The organism is uncultured Albimonas sp. (assembly GCF_963977235.1).
Classification (GTDB): domain Bacteria; phylum Pseudomonadota; class Alphaproteobacteria; order Rhodobacterales; family Rhodobacteraceae; genus Albimonas.
In genome coordinates this window covers 1-19684 of sequence record NZ_CAXBOD010000072.1, presented here as the reverse complement: position 1 = coordinate 19684, position 19684 = coordinate 1, and the positions used below count along the sequence as shown (strand labels likewise).

The 19684-nt window shown below is 72.5% G+C and carries 21 protein-coding genes; all 21 read left to right on the top strand.

All coding sequences use genetic code 11. The annotated features are described in order from the left end of the window. Positions 1–354 precede the first annotated feature (354 nt). Positions 355–1710, top strand: a complete 1356-nt coding sequence (gene aroA, locus AAC134_RS21065) for a 3-phosphoshikimate 1-carboxyvinyltransferase (RefSeq protein ID WP_339951255.1) — start codon at positions 355–357, stop codon at positions 1708–1710. Next, a complete protein-coding gene (locus AAC134_RS21060) occupies positions 1707–2168 on the top strand; it encodes a GFA family protein (RefSeq protein ID WP_339951253.1) in 462 nt (153 codons plus the stop codon). Before aroA ends, AAC134_RS21060 begins: the two co-directional genes overlap by 4 nt. Further along, positions 2165–2578: a GFA family protein gene (locus AAC134_RS21055; protein ID WP_339951251.1), complete on the top strand. Its 414-nt coding sequence runs from the start codon at positions 2165–2167 to the stop codon at positions 2576–2578. Before AAC134_RS21060 ends, AAC134_RS21055 begins: the two co-directional genes overlap by 4 nt. Continuing rightward, positions 2575–3207, top strand: coding sequence for a (d)CMP kinase (gene cmk / locus AAC134_RS21050; RefSeq protein ID WP_339951249.1), 633 nt, complete (start codon positions 2575–2577; stop codon positions 3205–3207). The genes AAC134_RS21055 and cmk overlap by 4 nt, the downstream gene beginning before the upstream one ends. 136 nt (positions 3208–3343) lie before the next feature. Next, positions 3344–5023 carry a 30S ribosomal protein S1 gene (gene rpsA, locus AAC134_RS21045; RefSeq protein WP_339951247.1) on the top strand — a complete coding sequence of 560 codons (1680 nt, stop codon included), beginning with the start codon at positions 3344–3346 and terminating at the stop codon, positions 5021–5023. An 860-nt stretch (positions 5024–5883) separates the two neighbouring features. Beyond that, entirely contained in the window at positions 5884–6771 is an 888-nt protein-coding gene (locus tag AAC134_RS21040; RefSeq protein WP_339951245.1) for a DMT family transporter, read from the top strand. Between the two features lie 120 nt (positions 6772–6891). Beyond that, entirely contained in the window at positions 6892–7545 is a 654-nt protein-coding gene (locus AAC134_RS21035; protein WP_339951243.1) for a hypothetical protein, read from the top strand. Between the two features lie 85 nt (positions 7546–7630). Beyond that, positions 7631–8701, top strand: coding sequence for a biotin/lipoate A/B protein ligase family protein (locus tag AAC134_RS21030; protein WP_339951242.1), 1071 nt, complete (start codon positions 7631–7633; stop codon positions 8699–8701). A gap of 64 nt (positions 8702–8765) precedes the next feature. Continuing rightward, positions 8766–9647 carry a signal peptide peptidase SppA gene (gene sppA / locus AAC134_RS21025; RefSeq protein WP_339951240.1) on the top strand — a complete coding sequence of 294 codons (882 nt, stop codon included), beginning with the start codon at positions 8766–8768 and terminating at the stop codon, positions 9645–9647. 120 nt (positions 9648–9767) lie between these two features. Continuing rightward, the gene (gene ihfB, locus AAC134_RS21020; protein ID WP_339951238.1) at positions 9768–10073 is read left to right on the top strand and encodes an integration host factor subunit beta; all 306 of its coding nucleotides are present in this window, start codon (positions 9768–9770) and stop codon (positions 10071–10073) included. A 57-nt stretch (positions 10074–10130) separates the two neighbouring features. Next, positions 10131–10481: a LapA family protein gene (locus AAC134_RS21015; RefSeq protein WP_339951236.1), complete on the top strand. Its 351-nt coding sequence runs from the start codon at positions 10131–10133 to the stop codon at positions 10479–10481. Positions 10482–10675: 194 nt separating this feature from the next. Continuing rightward, the gene (locus tag AAC134_RS21010) at positions 10676–11329 is read left to right on the top strand and encodes a phosphoribosylanthranilate isomerase (RefSeq protein WP_339951234.1); all 654 of its coding nucleotides are present in this window, start codon (positions 10676–10678) and stop codon (positions 11327–11329) included. A 52-nt stretch (positions 11330–11381) separates the two neighbouring features. Further along, entirely contained in the window at positions 11382–12548 is a 1167-nt protein-coding gene (locus AAC134_RS21005) for a serine hydrolase domain-containing protein (protein WP_339951232.1), read from the top strand. Continuing rightward, positions 12545–13042, top strand: a complete 498-nt coding sequence (locus AAC134_RS21000) for a GNAT family N-acetyltransferase (RefSeq protein ID WP_339951230.1) — start codon at positions 12545–12547, stop codon at positions 13040–13042. The genes AAC134_RS21005 and AAC134_RS21000 overlap by 4 nt, the downstream gene beginning before the upstream one ends. Positions 13043–13191: 149 nt before the next feature. Continuing rightward, positions 13192–14412, top strand: coding sequence for a tryptophan synthase subunit beta (gene trpB, locus AAC134_RS20995; protein WP_339951229.1), 1221 nt, complete (start codon positions 13192–13194; stop codon positions 14410–14412). An 86-nt stretch (positions 14413–14498) separates the two neighbouring features. After that, a complete protein-coding gene (locus AAC134_RS20990; protein ID WP_339951227.1) occupies positions 14499–14948 on the top strand; it encodes a hypothetical protein in 450 nt (149 codons plus the stop codon). A 112-nt stretch (positions 14949–15060) separates the two neighbouring features. After that, entirely contained in the window at positions 15061–15858 is a 798-nt protein-coding gene (gene trpA / locus AAC134_RS20985; protein WP_339951225.1) for a tryptophan synthase subunit alpha, read from the top strand. A gap of 218 nt (positions 15859–16076) precedes the next feature. Beyond that, positions 16077–16628, top strand: coding sequence for a pyridoxamine 5'-phosphate oxidase family protein (locus AAC134_RS20980; protein WP_339951223.1), 552 nt, complete (start codon positions 16077–16079; stop codon positions 16626–16628). Further along, complete coding sequence (locus AAC134_RS20975) at positions 16625–17020, top strand: hypothetical protein (protein ID WP_339951221.1); 396 nt, start codon at positions 16625–16627, stop codon at positions 17018–17020. The genes AAC134_RS20980 and AAC134_RS20975 overlap by 4 nt, the downstream gene beginning before the upstream one ends. A 218-nt stretch (positions 17021–17238) precedes the next feature. Continuing rightward, complete coding sequence (locus tag AAC134_RS20970; RefSeq protein ID WP_339951219.1) at positions 17239–18243, top strand: LLM class flavin-dependent oxidoreductase; 1005 nt, start codon at positions 17239–17241, stop codon at positions 18241–18243. Positions 18244–18412: 169 nt separating this feature from the next. Then, entirely contained in the window at positions 18413–19525 is a 1113-nt protein-coding gene (gene tsaD, locus AAC134_RS20965) for a tRNA (adenosine(37)-N6)-threonylcarbamoyltransferase complex transferase subunit TsaD (protein WP_339951217.1), read from the top strand. Positions 19526–19684: the final 159 nt, after the last annotated feature.

Genomic DNA, 19684 nt, shown 5'->3' with positions numbered 1-19684 from the left:
CCCGCCTCTGAGCCTCGCGCCTGGCGCCCAGGGAGGAAGCGCCGCGACCCCGCGCGCGCCGGTCGCGACCCGTCCGCCCGCGGCGCAGGGCCGGGACCTGCGCGGGTTGCGACGCGCGCCCCCTGCGCAACGCCGACCCGCGCCGCGAGCCTGACGCCTCCACACGGCGCCCGGGCCGTCGCGGCGCTCCCGCCGACCGGGCGGGGCGCCGGCGGCCCGCCGGGGGCGCCTGGGGCGCAGGGCGCGCCCCGAGCGTCGGCGGCCGGCCCGGGGACGCCCCGGGGCGGCGCCCCCGGTGGACGGAACCGCCCGGATCGTCTAGGCGTTCGACGTCCCCAGCCTGGAGCCCGCCCCATGTCCGCCCACGGCCAGCCCGTTCCCCTGACCGCCCGCGCCTGCGGCCCGCTGCGCGGCGAGGCGGCGATCCCCGGCGACAAGTCCGTCTCGCATCGCGCACTGATCTTCGGCGCGCTGGCGCTCGGCGAGACCCGGATCTCGGGCCTGCTCGAGGGACAGGACGTGCTCGACACCGCGCGGGCCATGGCCGGCTTCGGCGCGCAGGTCGAGCGCACCGGCGAGGGCGCGTGGCGCGTGCGCGGCGTCGGCGTCGGCGGCTTTGCCGAGCCGCAGGACGTGATCGACTGCGGCAACTCCGGCACCGGCGTGCGACTGATCATGGGGGCGATGGCGACCACCGCGATCTCGGCCTGCTTCACCGGCGACGCCAGCCTGCGCCGGCGCCCGATGAGCCGGATCACCGAGCCGCTGGCCCTGTTCGGCGCCGAATCGCGCGGGCGGGCCGGCGGGCGTCTGCCGCTGGTGCTGACCGGCGCCGCCGACCCGCTGCCCGTCTCCTACCGCCTGCCGATGGCCTCGGCGCAGGTGAAGTCGGCGGTGCTGCTCGCCGGCCTCAACGCCCCCGGGATCACCGAGGTGATCGAGCCCGAGGCCACCCGCGACCATACCGAGCGGATGCTCGCAGGCTTCGGCGCGACCCTGACCTCGGAGCCGCTGCCCGAGGGCGGCGCCCGCATCCGCCTGACCGGCCAGCCCGAGCTGACCGGCCAGACGCTGGCGGTGCCGCGCGACCCGTCTTCGGCCGCCTTCCCGCTCTGCGCCGCGCTGATCGTCGAGGGGTCGGAGGTCCGCCTGCCCGGCATCGCCATGAACCCCACCCGCACCGGCCTGATCGCCACGCTCCAGGAGATGGGCGCCGACCTGACGCTCGAGAACGCGCGCGAGGAGGGCGGCGAGCCGACGGCCGACGTGATCGCCCGCTTCTCGACCCTGAAGGGCGTCGAGGTGCCGCCCGGGCGCGCCCCCTCGATGATCGACGAATACCCGGTTCTGGCCGTGGTCGCGGCCTTCGCGCAGGGCCCCACCGTGATGCGCGGCATCGGCGAGCTGCGGGTGAAGGAGAGCGACCGCATCGACGCCGTGGCCCGCGGCCTCGAGGCCTGCGGCGTGCGGGTCGAGGAGACCGAGGACAGCCTGACCGTCCACGGCATGGGCCCCGGCGGGATGCCCGGCGGCGGCACAGTCGCGACCCATCTCGACCATCGCATCGCGATGTCGTTCCTGGTGGGGGGGCTCGCCGCGAAGCGCCCGGTCTCGGTCGACGACGGCGGGCCGATCGCCACCTCCTTCCCCGACTTCCGCCCGCTGATGGCGCGGCTCGGCGCCGAGATCGGCGAGGCGGTGGCGGCATGAGCGACGCGCCCGAAACCCCAAAGACCCCCGGAACCCGCGCCACCGGCGGCTGCCTGTGCGGCGGCGTGCGCTACCGGGTGACCGGGCCGCTGCGCCCGGTGGTGGGCTGCCATTGCGAGATGTGCCGGCGCACCTCGGGCCACCATGTCGCCGCCACCGCCTGCCTGTCCGAGCACCTGGTGCTGGAGAGCGCGGGAACCCTGACCTGGTATCGCTCCTCGCCGAGCGCCCGGCGGGGCTTCTGCGGAACCTGCGGGGGCAACCTGTTCTGGTCGCCCGACTCCGGGACGCATGTCTCGATCATGGCCGGCACGCTGGACATGCCCTCGGGCCTGAGCCTGGTCGGGCACATCCATGTGGCGGGCAAGGGCGATTATTTCGAGCTCGACCCCGCCCTGCCCGCCTTCGAGGGCGACGAGCCCGAAAGCTCAGGCTGGCTCAAGGAGGGCTGGAAATGATCCTGACGGGGGGATGCCTGTGCGGGGGCGTGCGCTGGCGGGCCGAGAGCGCCGCACCCCCCCCCGTCGTCGCCTGCCATTGCGAGGACTGCCGTCGCTCGACCGGCAACCACGTCGCCTGCGCCACCTTCGACACGAAGGACGTCCGCATCGAGGAGACCAGCCTGCGCTGGCACGCCTCCTCGCCCGAAGGCCGCCGCGGCTTCTGCGGAACCTGCGGCGGGAACCTGTTCTGGACCGCCACGGACTGGGACCGACTGGAGATCTGGATGGGAACCGCCGACATGCCGACCGGCCTGCGCCTCGCCGCCCATGAGTTCGTCGCCGGCAAGGCCGACTGGGACGCGATCCCGCCCGACGGCCAGCCGCGGTTCGACTCGATCGCGCCGGGCGAGGCCTCGGGCCGATGAGCTTCACCGTCGCCATCGACGGCCCCGCCGCCGCGGGCAAGGGCACGATCTCGCGCGCGCTCGCCGCGCGCTACGGGTTCGCCCATCTCGACACCGGCCTGCTCTACCGCGCCACCGGCCTCAAGGCCCTGCGCGAGGGCCGCGGGACCATCGACGCCGCCGTGGCCATCGCCGCCGCCCGCGCCCTGAAGGCCGAGGACCTGGCGGCCGACGGCCTGCGCACGGGTCCGGCGGGAGAGGCGGCCTCGGTCGTCGCGGCCATTCCCGAGGTCCGCAAGGCCCTGCTCGACTTCCAGCGCGCCTTCGCCGGCCAGCCCTCGGGCGCGGTGCTCGACGGGCGGGACATCGGCACGGTGATCTGCCCTGACGCGGACGTGAAGCTGTTCGTCACCGCCTCGGACGCGGTGCGCGCCGAGCGTCGCCATGCCGAGCTGGTCAGGACCAACCCCGCGATCACGCTCGAGGAAGTGGCCGGCGACCTGGCGCGGCGCGACGCCCGCGACGCCCAGCGCACCGACGCGCCGCTCAAGCCCGCGGACGACGCGCTCTTGCTCGACACGACGGAATTGACTATAGACGCCGCCATCGCCGAAGCGGCGGGGCTGATAACAAGAAAACGCGAAGGCTGACCGAGCAGGCCTGGGGCGCGCCCCCGGGCCTTCGCGTTTGGAACATCGGCTCCAACCCGCCTGCCTGAGGTTCAACGCAAGACCGCCGGACCCAACCGGCTGGCCCGAATACGCACGAAACGGAGAACGACTGCATATGGCTACCGCCACCATGGAAGACTTCGAGGCCCTGCTCGCAGAAAGCTTCGAGCTCCACATGCCCGATGAGGGCAGCGTCGTCCGCGGCAAGGTGCTCGCGATCGACAACGGCCAGGCGCTGATCGACATCGGCTTCAAGATGGAAGGCCGCGTCGAGATCAAGGAATTCCAGCGTCCCGGCGAAAAGGAAATCGGCGTCGGCGATGAGGTCGAGGTCTATCTCGACCGCGTCGAGAACGCCAAGGGCGAGGCCGTCCTGAGCCGTGACAAGGCCCGCCGCGAGGAAGCCTGGGACCGTCTCGAGGACGCCGCCTCGCAGAAGGAGGCCCGCGTCGAGGGTCAGATCTTCGGCCGCGTCAAGGGCGGCTTCACCGTCGATCTCGGCGGCGCCGTGGCCTTCCTGCCCGGCTCCCAGGTCGATGTGCGCCCGGTGCGCGACATCACCCCGCTGATGGGCGTTCCGCAGCCCTTCCAGATCCTGAAGATGGACCGCCGCCGCGGCAACATCGTCGTGTCGCGCCGCGCCGTGCTCGAAGAGAGCCGCGCCGAGCAGCGCGCCGAGGTGGTGGCCCGCCTGACCGAAGGCGACACCGTCGACGGCGTGGTGAAGAACATCACTGACTACGGCGCGTTCGTGGACCTGGGCGGCGTCGACGGCCTGCTGCACGTCACCGACATGGCGTGGCGCCGGGTCAACCACCCCTCCGAGATCGTGAACATCGGCGAGACCGTGAAGGTCCAGGTGGTCAAGATCAACAAGGAGACGCACCGCATCTCGCTCGGCATGAAGCAGCTTCAGGCCGATCCGTGGGAGGGCGTCGAGGTCAAGTATCCCGCCGGCATGAAGCTGATGGGCCGCGTGACCAACATCACCGACTACGGCGCGTTCGTCGAGCTGGAGCCGGGCGTCGAGGGTCTGGTCCACGTCTCCGAGATGTCCTGGACCAAGAAGAACGTGCACCCCGGCAAGATCGTGTCGACCTCTCAGGAGGTTGAGGTGATGGTGCTCGACGTCGATCCGGTGAAGCGCCGCGTGTCGCTGGGCCTCAAGCAGTGCCTGCGCAACCCGTGGGAGCTGTTCGCCGAGAACTTCCCCGCCGGCACCCATGTCGAGGGCGAGGTCAAGAACATCACCGAGTTCGGTCTGTTCATCGGCCTCGAGGGCGAGATCGACGGCATGGTCCACCTGTCCGACCTGGACTGGGATCGTCCCGGCGAGCAGGCGCTCGCCGAGTACCAGAAGGGCGACATCGTCCAGGCGGTGGTGCTCGATGTGGACATCGAGAAGGAGCGCATCTCGCTGGGCGTCAAGCAGCTGGGCGAGGACTCGTTCCAGACCACGGCCGGCGGCATCAAGCGCGGCGAGATCGTCACCGTCGAGGTCACCAAGATCGAGGACGGCGGCATCGAGGTGGAGTATGAGGGCATGAAGGCCTTCATCCGCCGCTCGGACCTCGCCCGCGACCGCGGCGACCAGCGCCCCGAGCGCTTCAACGTCGGCGACAAGGTCGACGCCCGCGTGACCAACATCGACAAGAACGCCCGTCGTCTGGGCCTGTCGATCAAGGCGCGCGAGATCGCCGAGGAGCGTGAGGCGGTCGAGCAGTTCGGCTCGTCGGACTCGGGCGCCTCGCTGGGCGACATCCTGGGCGCCGCCCTGAAGACCCGCGAGGATTGATCCTCGCCCCCGCCGGGCCTCGGCCGGGCGGGGACTCGCAAGTTGGTTGAAGGGCGCCCCTCGCGGCGCCCTTTTTCCGTTCAGGCGACGATGCGGCGGCTGACCCGGATCGATTTCAAGAATTCGATTTTATTGCTAGGTCGATGAGTGGCGCTCCGCTATGGTTCAGGTGAACCGGAGCTGTCGTCTGGGGGAGCCTGCTCCCCGAAGCGACGGCGGGAAGGGCGCCGACATGGCGGTCCCCCGGAGGGGATCCGCGATGATGTCGACCGCCACACCCCACGCGGCCACAGGGGCGCTATGCGCCGTCGCAGCCGCCGCGCCCGCAGCGCCCCGGGCCTGCCGCCCGGCGCGGACAACCGCGCCCCCCTCGATCCGACCCAGGCGCTCCGCGCCCCGATGCCCGCAGCCGCGAAGCGCGCAGCCCGGTCCCCCGACGCAGGTCGCGCCCCGGCAGTCCCGCACGCGCCGCGGGAGGCGCTGAGACCGCCGCGAGGCCAGGAAACGGACGTCCGCCGCCCCGTGCGGCGGGCGTCCGCCGCTTCGGGTCCGCTCGACCTTCGCGCCGCCCCCCGTACACCGGCGGCGGCGCGGGGACCTCCAGCGCCCCGGGGCCAGCGCGCGAGACCCACGGAGGGCCCCTCCCCTTCCCGGTCTCGCGCGCCCTTTGACGCCCGGTCGCGCGCGCCCGGCCCCGCGCGCCGACGCCGCCTGCGCCTGACGTCTCGGACGATCTCGCCGCCCGCCCTCTGGTTCCCGGCCGCCTCCCGGTCCATACCGGGCGGCGGCGCCGCGAACGGGCGTGCGCCGGGCGCGCGCAGTCGGGCGCCGGACAAGAAAGACCCGGGGAGTGAGAGACGATGTCCACGGCCATGGCAGGCGTCGGGCGGGCGCAGGCGACGGGCATGCTGCTGATGTGCGTGGGCGTGGCCAGCCTCAGCGTCAACGACGCCATCGCCAAGCTGCTGACCGAGCGCTACGCGCCCCTGCAGATCCTGTTCCTGCGCAACGTGATCGCCCTGCCCTTCGCCGTCGCGCTCGCCTGGCGGTTCGGGGGCGCGGGGGCGCTGCGCTCGACGCGGCCGGGCGCGCATCTGCTGCGCGGGGCGATGTGGATCGGCGCGACGCTGCTGTTCTTCACCTCGATCAGCCGCATGGGGCTGGCCGAGGCCACGGCGCTGGTCTTCGTGGCGCCGCTGTTCATCACCGCCCTCTCGGCGCTGCTGCTGGCCGAGCCGGTGGGCTGGCGGCGCTGGCTCGCGGTCCTGGCGGGGTTCGCGGGCGTGCTGATCATGATCCGCCCGGGCGCCGAGAGCTTCCGCCCGATCTCGCTGATGCCGGTGGCGACCGCCTTCGTCTACGCCTTCCTGATGCTCAGCGCCCGCTGGCTGGACCCGCGCGAGAGCGTGTGGACGCTGCTGCTGTATCTCTCGGGCGGGGCGGCGCTGCTCAGCGGCCTGGCCGCGCCGTTCTTCTGGACGCCGCTGCGGGTCGAGGATCTGTGGCTGTTCGCCGGGATCGCCGTGTTCGGCACGGCGGGGATGACGATGATGACCCAGGCGTTCCGGCTGGCGGCCGCCTCGGTGGTGGCGCCGCTCGACTATACCGCGCTGATCTGGGCGACCCTGCTCGGCTGGCTGCTGTGGCGCGAGACGCCCGACGCCATCAGCATCCTTGGCGCGGCGGTGATCGTGGCGAGCGGCGGCTTCACCCTGTGGCGGGAACACCGCGTGCGCGACCGCGCCTGAAGCGCCGGCCGGGGCGGCTCGCCGCGCCCCGCCTGACATTTGTCCCGATCGATCTTGGCCCAGGGCCGCGCAGGCGCTATTGGTTGACGTGGGAAACGTCAAGCCAGAGGGGTCACGCCCATGTATCGCGTCATGCTCGCCGCGGTCGTTTTTGCGACCGCGCCCTGCCTCGCCGCGGCCTCGGCCGTCTACACCACCACCGTCGACTACGACCCCGAGGATCTGCCCTGGTCCTCGGACCCCGCCGACGGCGACCGCATCGTGATCGAGTGGAGCGCCGCGGCCACCTCCGGCACGGTCGACGAGACCAGCGTGCAGGACCTGACCTTCCATCTCTATGGCGACGGCGCGCTGCTGTGGACCGACGTCGCCATCGTGGGGGGCGTGTTCCAGCCGATCGACGGACAGGTCCGCGAGCAGCGGCCGCCCTACATGATCCCCAACGGCATCACCTTCGAGTTCGATCTCGACGCCTGGGCCCTGGACCCGACCGACGGCCTGGGCGCCTTCGACAACGACGGCCCCCAGGTGCAGAACGACGGAACCGGCATCACCTGGAACCTGTACAGCTCCTGGAACTCGGGCGTGCTGCGGGCCAACGCGCTGGAGTTCGACGCCTACGGAAGCGACACCGCGAACTCGACGCGCGGGCCGATCACCTCTGTCGCGACGACCCTGGCGGTCACCGCGGTTCCCCTGCCCGCGGCCCTGCCGATGGCGCTGGCCGGGATCGCGGCGCTCGCCGGCCTCTCGGCGCGCGGCCGGCGCGGCTGAAGCGGCGCGGGGCGCGCGCCCTCTGGCCCTCGGCGCGGACAGGGCCCATATCCGGGGCGACGCGCCACCCCGGAAGGAGATCCAGATGCCCGACGACCGAGCCGACCTGCATGGCGAATACAAGGTGGTCGGCGGCAAGCTGGTGATCGCCGACCTCGCGGTCCGAGAGGGGCGGCTGGCGCAGGTTCGCGTCTCGGGCGATTTCTTCCTCGAGCCCGACGAAGCGCTCGACGACATCCTCGCCGCGCTCGAGGGCCTGCCGGCCGACGCCTCGGTCGAGAGACTTGCGGCCGCAATCCGCGCCGGCCTGCGTCCCGAGGCGGCGCTGGTCGGCTTCTCGCCCGAGGCGATCGCCATCGCCGTGCGCCGGGCGCTGGGCGCGGCCAACACCTGGCGCGACCACGAGTGGCGGATCATCGAGGAAATCCCCGTCACGCCGCCCGTGCAGATGGCGCTCGACGAGGTGCTGGCGCGCGAGGTCGGCGCCGGCCGCCGCCCCCCCACGCTGCGCTTCTGGGGGTGGGAGCGGCCGGCGATCATCATCGGCAACTTCCAGTCCCTGTCCAACGAGGTCGACCTGCAGGAGGCCGAGCGCCTGGGCGTCGAGGTCGTGCGCCGGGCCACCGGGGGCGGGGCGATGTTCGTCGAGCCGGGGACCGCGATCACCTACTCGCTCTACGCCCCCGCCGCGCTGGTGGCCGACATGAGCCTCGCCGACAGCTACGCCTTCCTCGACCAGTGGGTGCTGAGCGCGCTGCGCGAGCTCGGCATCGACGCCGAGTACAAGCCGCTCAACGACATCGCCTCCTCGAAGGGCAAGATCGGGGGCGCGGCGCAGAAGCGGTTCGCCGGGGGCACGGTGCTGCATCACGTGACCATGGCCTACGACATGGACGGCGAGAAGATGGCTCGCGTGCTGCGGATCGGACGCGAGAAGATCTCGGACAAGGGCATCGTCAGCGCGGCCAAGCGCGTCGATCCGGTGCGCAGCCAGACCGGCCTGCCGCGCGAGGAGGTGATCGCCCGCCTGACCGCCTCGTTCGTGGCGCTCCACGGCGGGGCGCCCGGCGAGATCACGCCGGAGGAGATGGCGGCGGCCGAGACGCTGGCGGGCGAAAAATACGCCCGTTCCACGTGGTTGAACCGAATTCCGTGATCGGCGAGGCGCTGCCGGAGGGTTACCGCTGGACGCCTGCCGCCGGTCATGAGATGACCCCCTCATGAGGCGCATCTTTTCCTTCTGGCGGCTTTTCGCCCTCGCGGTGCTGGGTCTGGCGATCTATGCGGCCGCCACCACCGAGGCGGCGACCGTCGCGCGCGGCGGTCCCCACGTGGCCCGCTTCGACGTCACTGGGGTGATCACCGCCGATCCCGCCCGCGACGCGCTGCTGCGCGAGCTGGCGGCGGACCCTTCGGTCGCGGCCGTGATGATCCGCATCGACAGCCCCGGCGGCACCGTCGCGGGCTCCGAGGCGCTGTATGAGGCGATCCGCGCGGTGGCCGAGGCCAAGCCCGTGGTCGCCCAGATGGAGGAGGTGGCGGCCTCGGGCGGCTACATCGCCGCCATCGCCGCCGACCACATCGTGGCGCGCGGCAACACGCTGACCGGCTCGATCGGCGTGGTGAAGCAGGAGGTCGACGCGCGCGGCCTGCTCGACACGCTCGGCGTGGCGATCACCGAGCGGCGCTCGGACGTGTTCAAGGCCCGGCCCTCGCCGTTCTCCGACACCCCGCCGGAGGTCGACGCCTGGGAGGAGGAGCTTCTGGACGACGCCTACCAGTGGTTCCGCGCCCTGGTGGCCGAGCGGCGCGGCCTGGCCGGCGCCGAGCTCGACGACGCCGCCAACGGGCGCGCGTTCTCCGGCCGGCAGGCGCTGGCGCGCGGTCTGATCGACGAGGTCGGCGGGCCGGAGGCGGCGCTCGACTGGCTGGCGGCCAATGGCGTCGCAAAGGACCTTCCGGTGCGCCAGGCCGAGGTGGAGCGGGAGCGCGACTCCTGGCTCGGCCGCTTCTTGGGCCTGGACGCGTCGGAACTGGCCCTGGCCGGGACGCAGTTGAAACGGTTGACCTCCGGTCCGAGATTCTACTCTATTCTGCAGTGATGGCGTTGAGCGTGGTGGTTTCTTGGGCTGAAATGATGTGACATCGGCGGGTCGGCCGTCGATAATGAATCGCGAGGCGGGGGATAGGAGGCTTTGCTCCCGCCACGAGAGGGGACTGGGATGATCAAGTCGGAGCTGATACAGCGCCTGACCGAGGAAAATCCGCATCTTTACCACAGGGACGTCGAGCGCATCGTCTCGACCGTCTTCGACGAAATCGCGTCTGCCCTGTCGTCTGGCGATCGGGTGGAACTGCGCGGCTTCGGCGCCTTCTCTGTGAAGAGGCGGGATGCAAGAATGGGACGCAACCCCCGCACGGGGGAGGCCGTGCCCGTGCCGGAAAAGCACGTGCCCTTCTTCAAGACGGGCAAGGAGCTTCGGCTGCGTCTGAACGACGGCGCGGACGGGGACGACGACGAGGACTGAGCGAGGGCGCGCCGGCGACGGCTCCGGGCGCGCCCCGAGAGCCGAGGGGAGAGCTGGGTGCGTTACCTCAAGTACCTGTTCCTGATCGTGGTCGCGGTCGCGGCCGTGTTGCTGGCGATTGCGAATCGCGGGCCCGTGACCTTGCGCTGGCTGCCCGAGGGCGTCCGCGTGCCGGGGGCCGAGGGCATCCCGACCGAGGTCACGCTGCCGATCTATGTGGCGGTGTTCCTGGCCGTGTTCCTGGGCATCCTGGTCGGTCTGGTGCTCGAAATGCTGCGCGAGACCGAGCACCGCAGGAAAGAGCGCCTCTACAAGAAGGAGGCCGCGCGTCTCGACGCCGAGAACAAGCGCCTGGCCGCCAAGGCGGGCGAGGAGGATGACGACATCCTCGGTCTGACCCGCGGCTGAGCGGGCCGGCCTGAAAAGACCATCGCGCGCGCCCCGCCCGGGGCGCGCGCGATCCGTTTCGCCACACCCGGGACGCGTCTGCGCGCCCCGGCCTCGATCCCGGGGGTCTGCGCCCCCTCGATATCCGCCAGGGCGCTTGCGCCCCTCGACCGCCCGGGCGCCCGCGCCCCTCGACCGCGAGAAGGCCCCCGACGATGAGCGTCCGCGTGAAGATCTGCGGCCTGGACACGGCCGCCAACATCGCCGTCGCGGCGCAGGCCGGAGCGGCCTATGTCGGCTTCGTCTCGTTTCCAAAGTCGCCCCGCCACCGCTCGCTGGCCGAGATCGGCGAGCTCGCGCTCGCGACCCCGCCGGGCCTTTGCAAGGTGGTGCTGACGGTCAACGCCGAGGACGCCGAGCTCGACGCCCTGATGGAGGCCGCGCCGCTCGACATGATCCAGCTCCACGGCAGGGAAAGCCCCGAGCGCGTGGCCGAAGTGCGCGCCCGCTACGGCCTGCCGGTGATGAAGGCGATCGGCATCGCGGACGAGGGCGACCTGCCCGCCATCGACGCCTACGCCCGGGCCGCCGACCAGCTTCTGATCGACGCCAAGCCCCCGAAGGGCGCGCCCTTGCCCGGCGGCGCGGGCCTGCCGTTCGACTGGCGGCTGCTCCAGGGGCGTCGCTGGGCGCTGCCGTGGATGCTGGCGGGCGGGCTGACGCCCCAGAACGTGGCCGAAGCGGTGCGCCTGACCGGCGCGCGGCAGGTGGACCTGTCCTCGGGCGTCGAATCGGCCCCCGGCGTCAAGGATCCCGCGCTGATCCGCGCCTTCTGCGCGGCGGCCCAGGCCGCGGCGCTTCCGGCATAGAACCGGGCCGCGGCCTCGGCTATCGTCCCCGAAAATCCTGGGGAGGATGAGAATGCCCGTCATCGCGGCGATTTCCGAGGCGCTGGAGGCGCATGTGCAGGCCGGCGACACCGTCGGCTGCACCGCCGTCGTCGCCGATCACCACGGCATCCTGCACCAGAGCGCCCATGGCCTGCGCGCCGCCGGCGGCTCGGCGCCGATGACCCTCGACTCGGTGTTCCAGATCGCCTCGATGACCAAGGCCATCGGCTGCGCGGCGCTGATGCGGCTGGTCGAACAGGGGCGGTGCAGCCTCGATGACGACGCGGGCGAGCTGATGGCCGACCTCGGCGCGCTGCCCGTGCTCGAAGGGTTCGAGGGCGACACGCCCCGCTTCCGTCCCCGCGCCCGGCCCGTCACGCTGCGCCACCTCGCGACCCATACCGCGGGCCTGGGCTATGAGATGTGGAACGCCGACCAGCTTCGCCTGCTGACCCTGCGCGGCGCGAAACGGCGGGAGGGCGGGCGCGCGGGCATGGCCAACTTCCCCTTCCTGCGCGAGCCGGGAGAGGCCTGGGAGTACTCGGTCGCCATCGACTGGGTCGGGCTCGCGGTCGAGACGATCTCCGGCCGCCCGATCCGCGAGTTCCTGGCCGACGAGATCCTCGGCCCCCTCGCGATGACCTCCACCGACGTGGCCCCGACCGAGGCGATGCGCCCGCGGCTTGTCGCCAACCACCGCCCCGACGAGGACGGCCGCCTGCAGGCCGCGCCCGGGATCGGGGACTATTCCGACGGGTTCTATTCGATGGGCGGATGCATGTCGGGGACCGCGCCCGACTACGCCCGGTTCGCCCGGATGATCCTGCGCGACGGGGAGCTTGACGGCGTGCGCGTCTTCTCCCCCGAGACCGTGCGCAAGATCTCGGCGAACGCCATCGGCGACCTGCGCGTGCGCGACCTGCCCTCGGCTCTGCCGACGCTGACCGCGCCGCTCGAGATCTTTCCGGGCGTCGAGAAGACCCACACGCCCGTGTTCATGCGCGTCGAGCAGGACCTGCCGGGCATGCGCCGCGCCGGCACGCTGTTCTGGGCGGGCCTGTTCAACACCCACTACTGGATCGACCCGGCCTCGGGCCTCGCGGCGGTCCTGATGATGCAGCAGAGCCCGTTCCTCTCGCCCCCCGCCCGCGCGGCGTTCGAGAGCTTCGAGCGGGCCGTCTACCGGGAACTTTCATGACCCAGACCGAGACCCTCTCCGAAGCCCGCCCCGACACCCTCATCGTTCGCCCCGCGCGGGAGGCCGACCTCCCCGCCATCGTCGCCCTGATGAGCGACGACGAGCTGGGCGCCGCGCGCGAGGCGTCTGCCGACGACCCCCGCTATCTCGCCGCCTTCCACGCGATCGAGGAGCAGCGGGGCAACACCCTCTATGTCGCGGTGACCGGCGACCGCGCGAGCGGACCGGTGGTGGGCTGCTTCCAGATGATCTTCATGCCCGGCATCTCCTGGGCCGGGGCCACGCGGGCCGAGATCGAGAACGTGCGCATCGCGCGCGACCTGCGGGGCACGGGCCTTGGCGCGCAGATGATCGAGCAGGCGGTGCGGATCGCCCGCGACGGCGCCGCGGCGATCCTGCAGCTGACCTCCAACAACGCCCGGCCCGACGCCCACCGCTTCTGGACCGCCAACGGCTTCGAGCAGAGCCACCAGGGCTTCAAGATGACGCTCTGACCGCCCCGCGGCCCCCGTGGCGCCGGCCGCCGGCGGACGGGATCGCGGCGTCGGGGCGGGGCAGATGACGCCCCGCAGGCCCCACGCCCCCTTCACCTCGGACCCCGCAGGGGTTAAATGGGCCGCGACGCGCGCCAGAGAGAGATCCCATGACCGCAGACGGCCTCAACAGCTTCCGCTCCGGCCCCGACGAGCAGGGGCGCTTCGGCATCTTCGGCGGCCGCTTCGTCTCCGAGACGCTGATGCCGCTGATCCTTGAACTCGAGGCGGAATACGCCCGCGCCAAGGACGACCCCGCCTTCTGGGCCGAGATGGACGACCTCTGGACGAACTACGTGGGCCGGCCCAGCCCGCTCTACTACGCGCCCCGCCTGACCGAGGAGCTCGGCGGCGCCAAGGTCTATTTCAAGCGCGACGAGCTCAACCACACCGGCGCGCACAAGATCAACAACGTGCTGGGCCAGATCCTGCTGGCGCGGCGCATGGGCAAGACCCGGATCATCGCCGAGACCGGCGCCGGGCAGCACGGCGTGGCCACCGCCACCGTCTGCGCCAAGTTCGGCCTGCAGTGCGTGGTGTTCATGGGCGCCACCGACGTCGAGCGTCAGAAGCCCAACGTGTTCCGGATGCGCCTGCTGGGCGCCCAGGTGATCCCCGTCACCTCCGGGCGCGGCACGCTCAAGGACGCGATGAACGAGGCGCTGCGCGACTGGGTCACCAACGTCTCCGACACCTTCTACTGCATCGGCACGGTGGCGGGTCCCCACCCCTACCCGGCGATGGTCCGCGACTTCCAGTCGATCATCGGCAAGGAGACGCGGACCCAGATGATGGAGGCCGAGGGCCGCCTGCCCGACGTGCTGGTCGCCTGCATCGGCGGCGGCTCGAACGCCATGGGCCTGTTCCACCCGTTCCTCGACGACCCCGAGGTTCGGATCGTGGGCGTCGAGGCCGGCGGGCATGGGGTGGACGACCGGATGGAGCACGCGGCCTCGCTGACCGGCGGGCGTCCGGGCGTGCTGCACGGCAACCGCACCTACCTTCTGCAGGACGAGGACGGCCAGATCCTCGAGGGGCACTCGATCTCGGCGGGGCTCGACTACCCCGGGATCGGGCCCGAGCATTCCTGGCTGCACGACATGAAGCGGGTCGAATACGTCTCCGTCACCGACCAGGAGGCGCTGGAGGCGTTCCAGCTATCCTGCCGCACCGAGGGCATCATCCCCGCGCTTGAACCGGCCCACGCTTTGGCGCATGTGACGAAACTCGCGCCGACTCTGCCGCAGGACACGCTTCTGGTGATGAACATGTGCGGGCGGGGCGACAAGGACATCTTCACCGTCGCCGAGGCGCTGGGGACGTCGATCTGAGGGGATTTCGCTCCGGGAGGTCCGGAGCGAGCTAGACAACCACGCTCCTGTCGCGACTCGACGGGGCGAATCAAAGGTTACGTTACGTGGCGAAATTCAACGCGGGCGACATGGTCGTCCTGATCTCGGGCTCGATGCGCATGGCCGTCGAGAGCATCGAGGGCGACAACGTAAGCGTGGTCTGGTGCCATGAGGGCCGGATCGGCCGCGACACCTTCACCGAGTCCCTGCTCAACAAGTGGGAGTTCCGCGGCGGCGGCGACCGTGACGATCGCGGCGGCGACCGGGGCGGCTTCCGGGGCGGCGATCGCGGCGGCGACCGAGGCGGGTATCGCGGCGGCGACCGGGGCGGCGATCGCGGCGGCTTCGGCGGCGGCGGCGGCGGCTATCGCGGCGGCGACCGCAACGAGCGGACCGAGCGTCCCGACGACGGCGGCGGCTTCGGCGGCAAGCCCGGGCGCGACGACAACCGTCGCGGCAAGACCGGCTGGGACGGCAAGCCGCGCGAGAAGAAGTTCTTCCGCGACGACGATTGATCGGCTGCGGGCCCCGCGCGGGCCCGCGCCCTTCCCCTGCCGCCCGGGTCGTCCGACCCCGCGCGCGCACCCCTGAGCCCCACCCGCCAGACCGATCAGGACGAGGACCGGCATGACCCGCATCGACCGACGCTTCGCGAAGCTGAAGGCCGAGGGACGGCCTGCTTTCGTCTCCTACGTGATGGCGGGCGACCCCGACCTCGCGACCTCGCTCGAGATCGTGAAGGGCCTCGCCGGCGCCGGGGTGGACGTGATCGAGCTCGGCCTGCCGTTCACCGACCCGATGGCCGACGGCCCCACCATCCAGCTCGCCGGCCAGCGCGCGCTCGAGCAGGGGATGACCCTGCGCAAGACCCTCGGTGTGGTCCGCGCCCTGCGCGAGAGCGACGACGAGACCCCGGTCGTGCTGATGGGCTACTACAATCCGATCTATTCGATGGGCGTCGAGACCTTCCTCGCCGAGGCGCAGTCCGCCGGCGTCGACGGCCTGATCGTGGTCGACCTGCCGCCGGAGGAGGACGACGAGCTCTGCCTCCCCGCCCAGGCCGCGGGCCTGAACTTCATCCGCCTCGCCACCCCCACGACCGACGACAAGCGTCTGCCCAAGGTGCTCTCGAACACCTCGGGCTTCGTCTACTACGTCTCGATCACCGGCATCACCGGCGCGGCCGAGGCCGCCGCCGGCGCGGTGGGCCCCGAGGTGACGCGGATCAAGGCCTCGACCCCCCTGCCCGTCTGCGTGGGCTTCGGCATCAAGACGCCCGCCCGCGCCGCCGAGATCGGCAAGGTCGCCGACGGCGTGGTCGTCGGCTCGGCCATCGTCGAGCGCATCGCCGCCGGCGACGCCCCGGCCCAGGTTCTGGCCTTCGTCAAGACCCTCGCCGACGCCGCCCACACCGCGCGCGGCTGACCCCCCTATCCGACGCCGCCCTTGGCGCCCCCTCCGCTTGCAACCCCAGGCGTCCGGCCCGCCACCGGCCCCGGGCGCCCCACCCGCCTCAGGCCGGAAGCGCCTGTTCTCTGGTGAGGTTCGGAAGCGGCCGTCTCCCGCCCCGCCCACGCGCCTCCCGTTGCTCTCCCCCCGCCATCGCGCATACCCTCCCCCGTCCCTTCCCGACGGAGCCCCCCATGGCGACCCAGTTTGAGCGCATCGAGCCCCCCCTCGCCCGGTTCATCGCGAAGCAGAAGATCTTCTTCGCCGCCACCGCGACCGGCGACAGCCGCATCAACCTCTCGCCCCGCTCGACGGACGCGCTGCGGGTGCTGGACGAGAGCCGGGTCTGCTACCTCGACCTGACCGGCTCGGGGTCCGAGACCTCGGCCCACCTGCTGGCCGACGGCCGCATGACGCTCATGTTCTGCGCCTTCGAGGGGCCGCCGATGATCCTGCGCCTCTACGGCCGCGCCCGCTCGCTGTTCCACGGCACGCCCGAGTATGCCGAGCGCCTGGCCGCCTCCTACGACGGCGAGGCGCCGCTGGGCGCCCGCCAGATTGTGGAGCTGACCGCGGACCTGGTGCAGACCTCCTGCGGCTACGCGGTGCCGCTGTTCGAGCATCAGGGCGAGCGCGACGTGCTGACCCGCTGGGCCGAGGGCAAGGGCGCCGAGGGCCTGAAGGCCTACCGCGCCGAGAAGAACGCCGTCTCCCTCGACGGACTGCCCACCGGCATGCCGGCGTGAGCCGGCTCGACCGGTCCCTCGACACGACCGAGGCCGCCGAGGCGGCCGCCTTCCTCGCCGCGCGCGACGCCTTCCACGACTGGCGCCTGGCCCGGCTGGAGATCTTGGTAACGCCGGAGCGCACCGCCTTCGGCCTCTCCCAGGTCGCGCGCAACCGCGTGGTCGCGGACCTGTCGAGCGACAGCCGCGACCCCGACCAGCCCCCGTCTCTGTGGCGGATCGAGACCGACACGGCCGAGCGCGTCTCGACCGCCTCCCTCCTGGAAAGCCAGTACGAGATCGTGCAGGTCACGGCGCGGGCCCGGGACGGACTGATCCTGCTCGAGATCGACGGCGGAACCTTGACCCTGCTCTGCGCCCGCCTGCGCATCGCCCCCCTGCCCGCGGCCTGAACGCCGCGCCCGCGCCCCGCGCCGCCGGTCCCGGTTCGCTCAGGAACGGGGACGGTCGGGCGGGGCGATGCGGAGGCGCAGCCGACGCGAGGGCCGCCCCGACCGTCGCGCGACGTCCGTCCCTTCGGCGTCCCTGGCTCCGCCGCCCCTCGCACAAAGCCGCCCCCGCGCCTATGTTGGATCGAATGCCAAGGATCCCGAACCATCCGGAGGGCGCGATGATCCCCTATTCCCTGCTGGACCTCTCGCCGATCTGCGAGGGCGGAACCGCCGCCGACAGCTTCCGCGCCAGCGCGGCGCTGGCCCAGGCGGCCGAGCGCGCGGGCTACACCCGCTACTGGCTGGCCGAGCATCACAACATGCCGGGCATCGCCTCGGCCGCGACCGCGATCCTGATCTCCCACGTGGCGTCCCAGACCTCGACGATCCGTGTCGGCTCGGGCGGGATCATGCTGCCCAATCACGCGCCGCTGGTGATCGCCGAGCAGTTCGGCACCCTCGCCACCCTGCACGGCGACCGCATCGACCTCGGGCTCGGCCGGGCGCCGGGCACCGACATGCCCACCGCGCGCGCCCTGCGGCGGGGCATGGACGGGGTCGACCGTTTCCCCCAGGACGTGCTGGAGCTGATGGATTACCTCGGCGAGCCGGCGCCCGGACAGCACGTGCGCGCGATTCCCGGCATGGGCACGCAGGTGCCGGTGTGGATCCTGGGCAGCTCCCTCTACGGGGCGCAGCTCGCCGCGCACCTGGGGCTGCCCTACGCCTTCGCCTCGCATTTCGCGCCGCAGCTGGTGTTCGAGGCGGCCCAAGTCTACCGCGACAACTTCCGCGCCACCGGGCGTCTGCCCGCCCCCCATTTCATGCTCGCCGCCAACGTCTTCGCCGCCGACACGCAAGCCGAGGCGCGCCGCATCCGCACCTCCTCCCAGATCACCATGGCCCGCCTGCGCAGCGGCAACCCCGGACGCTTGCCCGCCCCGGTCGACCGGATCGAGGACGTGCTCTCCCCCGCCCAGATCGCCATGGTCGACGAGATCCAGTCGGTCAGCGTGATCGGCGACCCGGGCCAGGTGCGCGACGGCCTCGCCGAGCTGATCGGCCGCCATCGCCCCGACGAGCTGATCCTGGCCGGCCACATCCACGACCCCGCCGCCCGCATCCGCAGCTTCGAGATCGCCGCCGACGCGATGCGCGCCATGGCCCCCGCCCCCGCCGCCTGACTGCCGCGCCGGGGGCTCCTCCGGCGAAACCGCTGCGACGCCCCGCGACCGCGCCGACACCCGAGCCCCACTAGGGGGACGGCCGGGCGGGGCGTTGCGGCCGCGCAGCGGACGCGAGGGCCGCCCCGGCCGCCTTGCCAGGCCCCCCGCACGAGGCTATCGCCCTGACATGAGCACCCACCTCACCCTCCTGGGCCTCGAGTCCTCTTGCGACGAGACCGCCGCCGCGGTCGTCCGCGCGCCGCTGCGCGACGGCCTGCCCGAAGGTCCCGGAGAGATCCTCTCCTCCGTCGTCATGGACCAGGCGACCCTCCACGCGGCTTACGGAGGCGTGGTCCCCGAGATCGCCGCCCGCGCCCATGCCGAGCGCCTCGACATCGCCGTCGAACAGGCGCTCGCCGAGGCGGGCGCGCCGCTCGACACGCTCGACGCCGTCGCCGCCACCGCGGGTCCCGGCCTGATCGGCGGCGTGCTCTCGGGGGTGATGTGCGCCAAGGGGATCGCGCTGGGCGCAGGCCTGCCCTTCGTGGGGGTCAACCACCTCGCCGGCCACGCCCTTACCCCGCGCCTGACCGAGGGCCTGCCTTTCCCCTACCTCATGCTGCTGGTCTCGGGCGGCCACTGCCAGATCCTGGCGGTGCTGGGGCCCGGCCGCTTCCGCCGCCTCGGCGGCTCAATCGACGACGCGCCGGGCGAGGCCTTCGACAAGGTCGCCAGGCTGCTGGGCCTCGGCTACCCCGGCGGCCCGGAGGTCGAACGCGAGGCCCGTGCCGGCGACGCGACCCGCTTCGACCTGCCCCGCCCGCTGATGGACCGCCCCGGCTGCGACATGAGCTTCTCGGGGCTGAAGACCGCACTCCGCCGCGCGCGCGACCGGCTGGTCGAGACGCAGGGCGGCCTCACCCTGCAGGACCGCGCCGACCTCTGCGCCGGTTTCGAGGCCGCCGCCGCCGATGTGCTGGCAGGCAAGACCGCCCGCGCCCTGCGCGCCTTCGCCCCCGAGGCCGGACCCGCGCCCGCCATCGCGATCGCGGGCGGCGTGGCGGCCAACACGCGGCTGCGCGAGGCGCTCGAGACAGCCGCGGGCGAGGCGGGCTGGCGCCTCGTCGCGCCGCCCCTGCGCCTGTGCACCGACAACGCCGCGATGATCGCCTGGGCCGGCGCGGAACGACTCGCGCGCGAGGGCCCGGACGGGCTGGACCTGCCGGCGCGGCCCCGCTGGCCCCTCGACGCAGGGGCGTCGCCGCTGATCGGCTCCGGGAAACGCGGGGCCAAGGCCTGATCCAGGCCCCAAAACGGCGCGGTCTGCAGGCGCCCTGCGGGCGGGCTTGGCTGCGGGGCGCCTGGGGGGACGGGGAGACCTGGACCTTCGAGCGGGGGAAGCCGCCGGCGGGCTCCTGACTCACCCAAGAACAGGGCCCGCGCCTGTTCTCCGGATCCG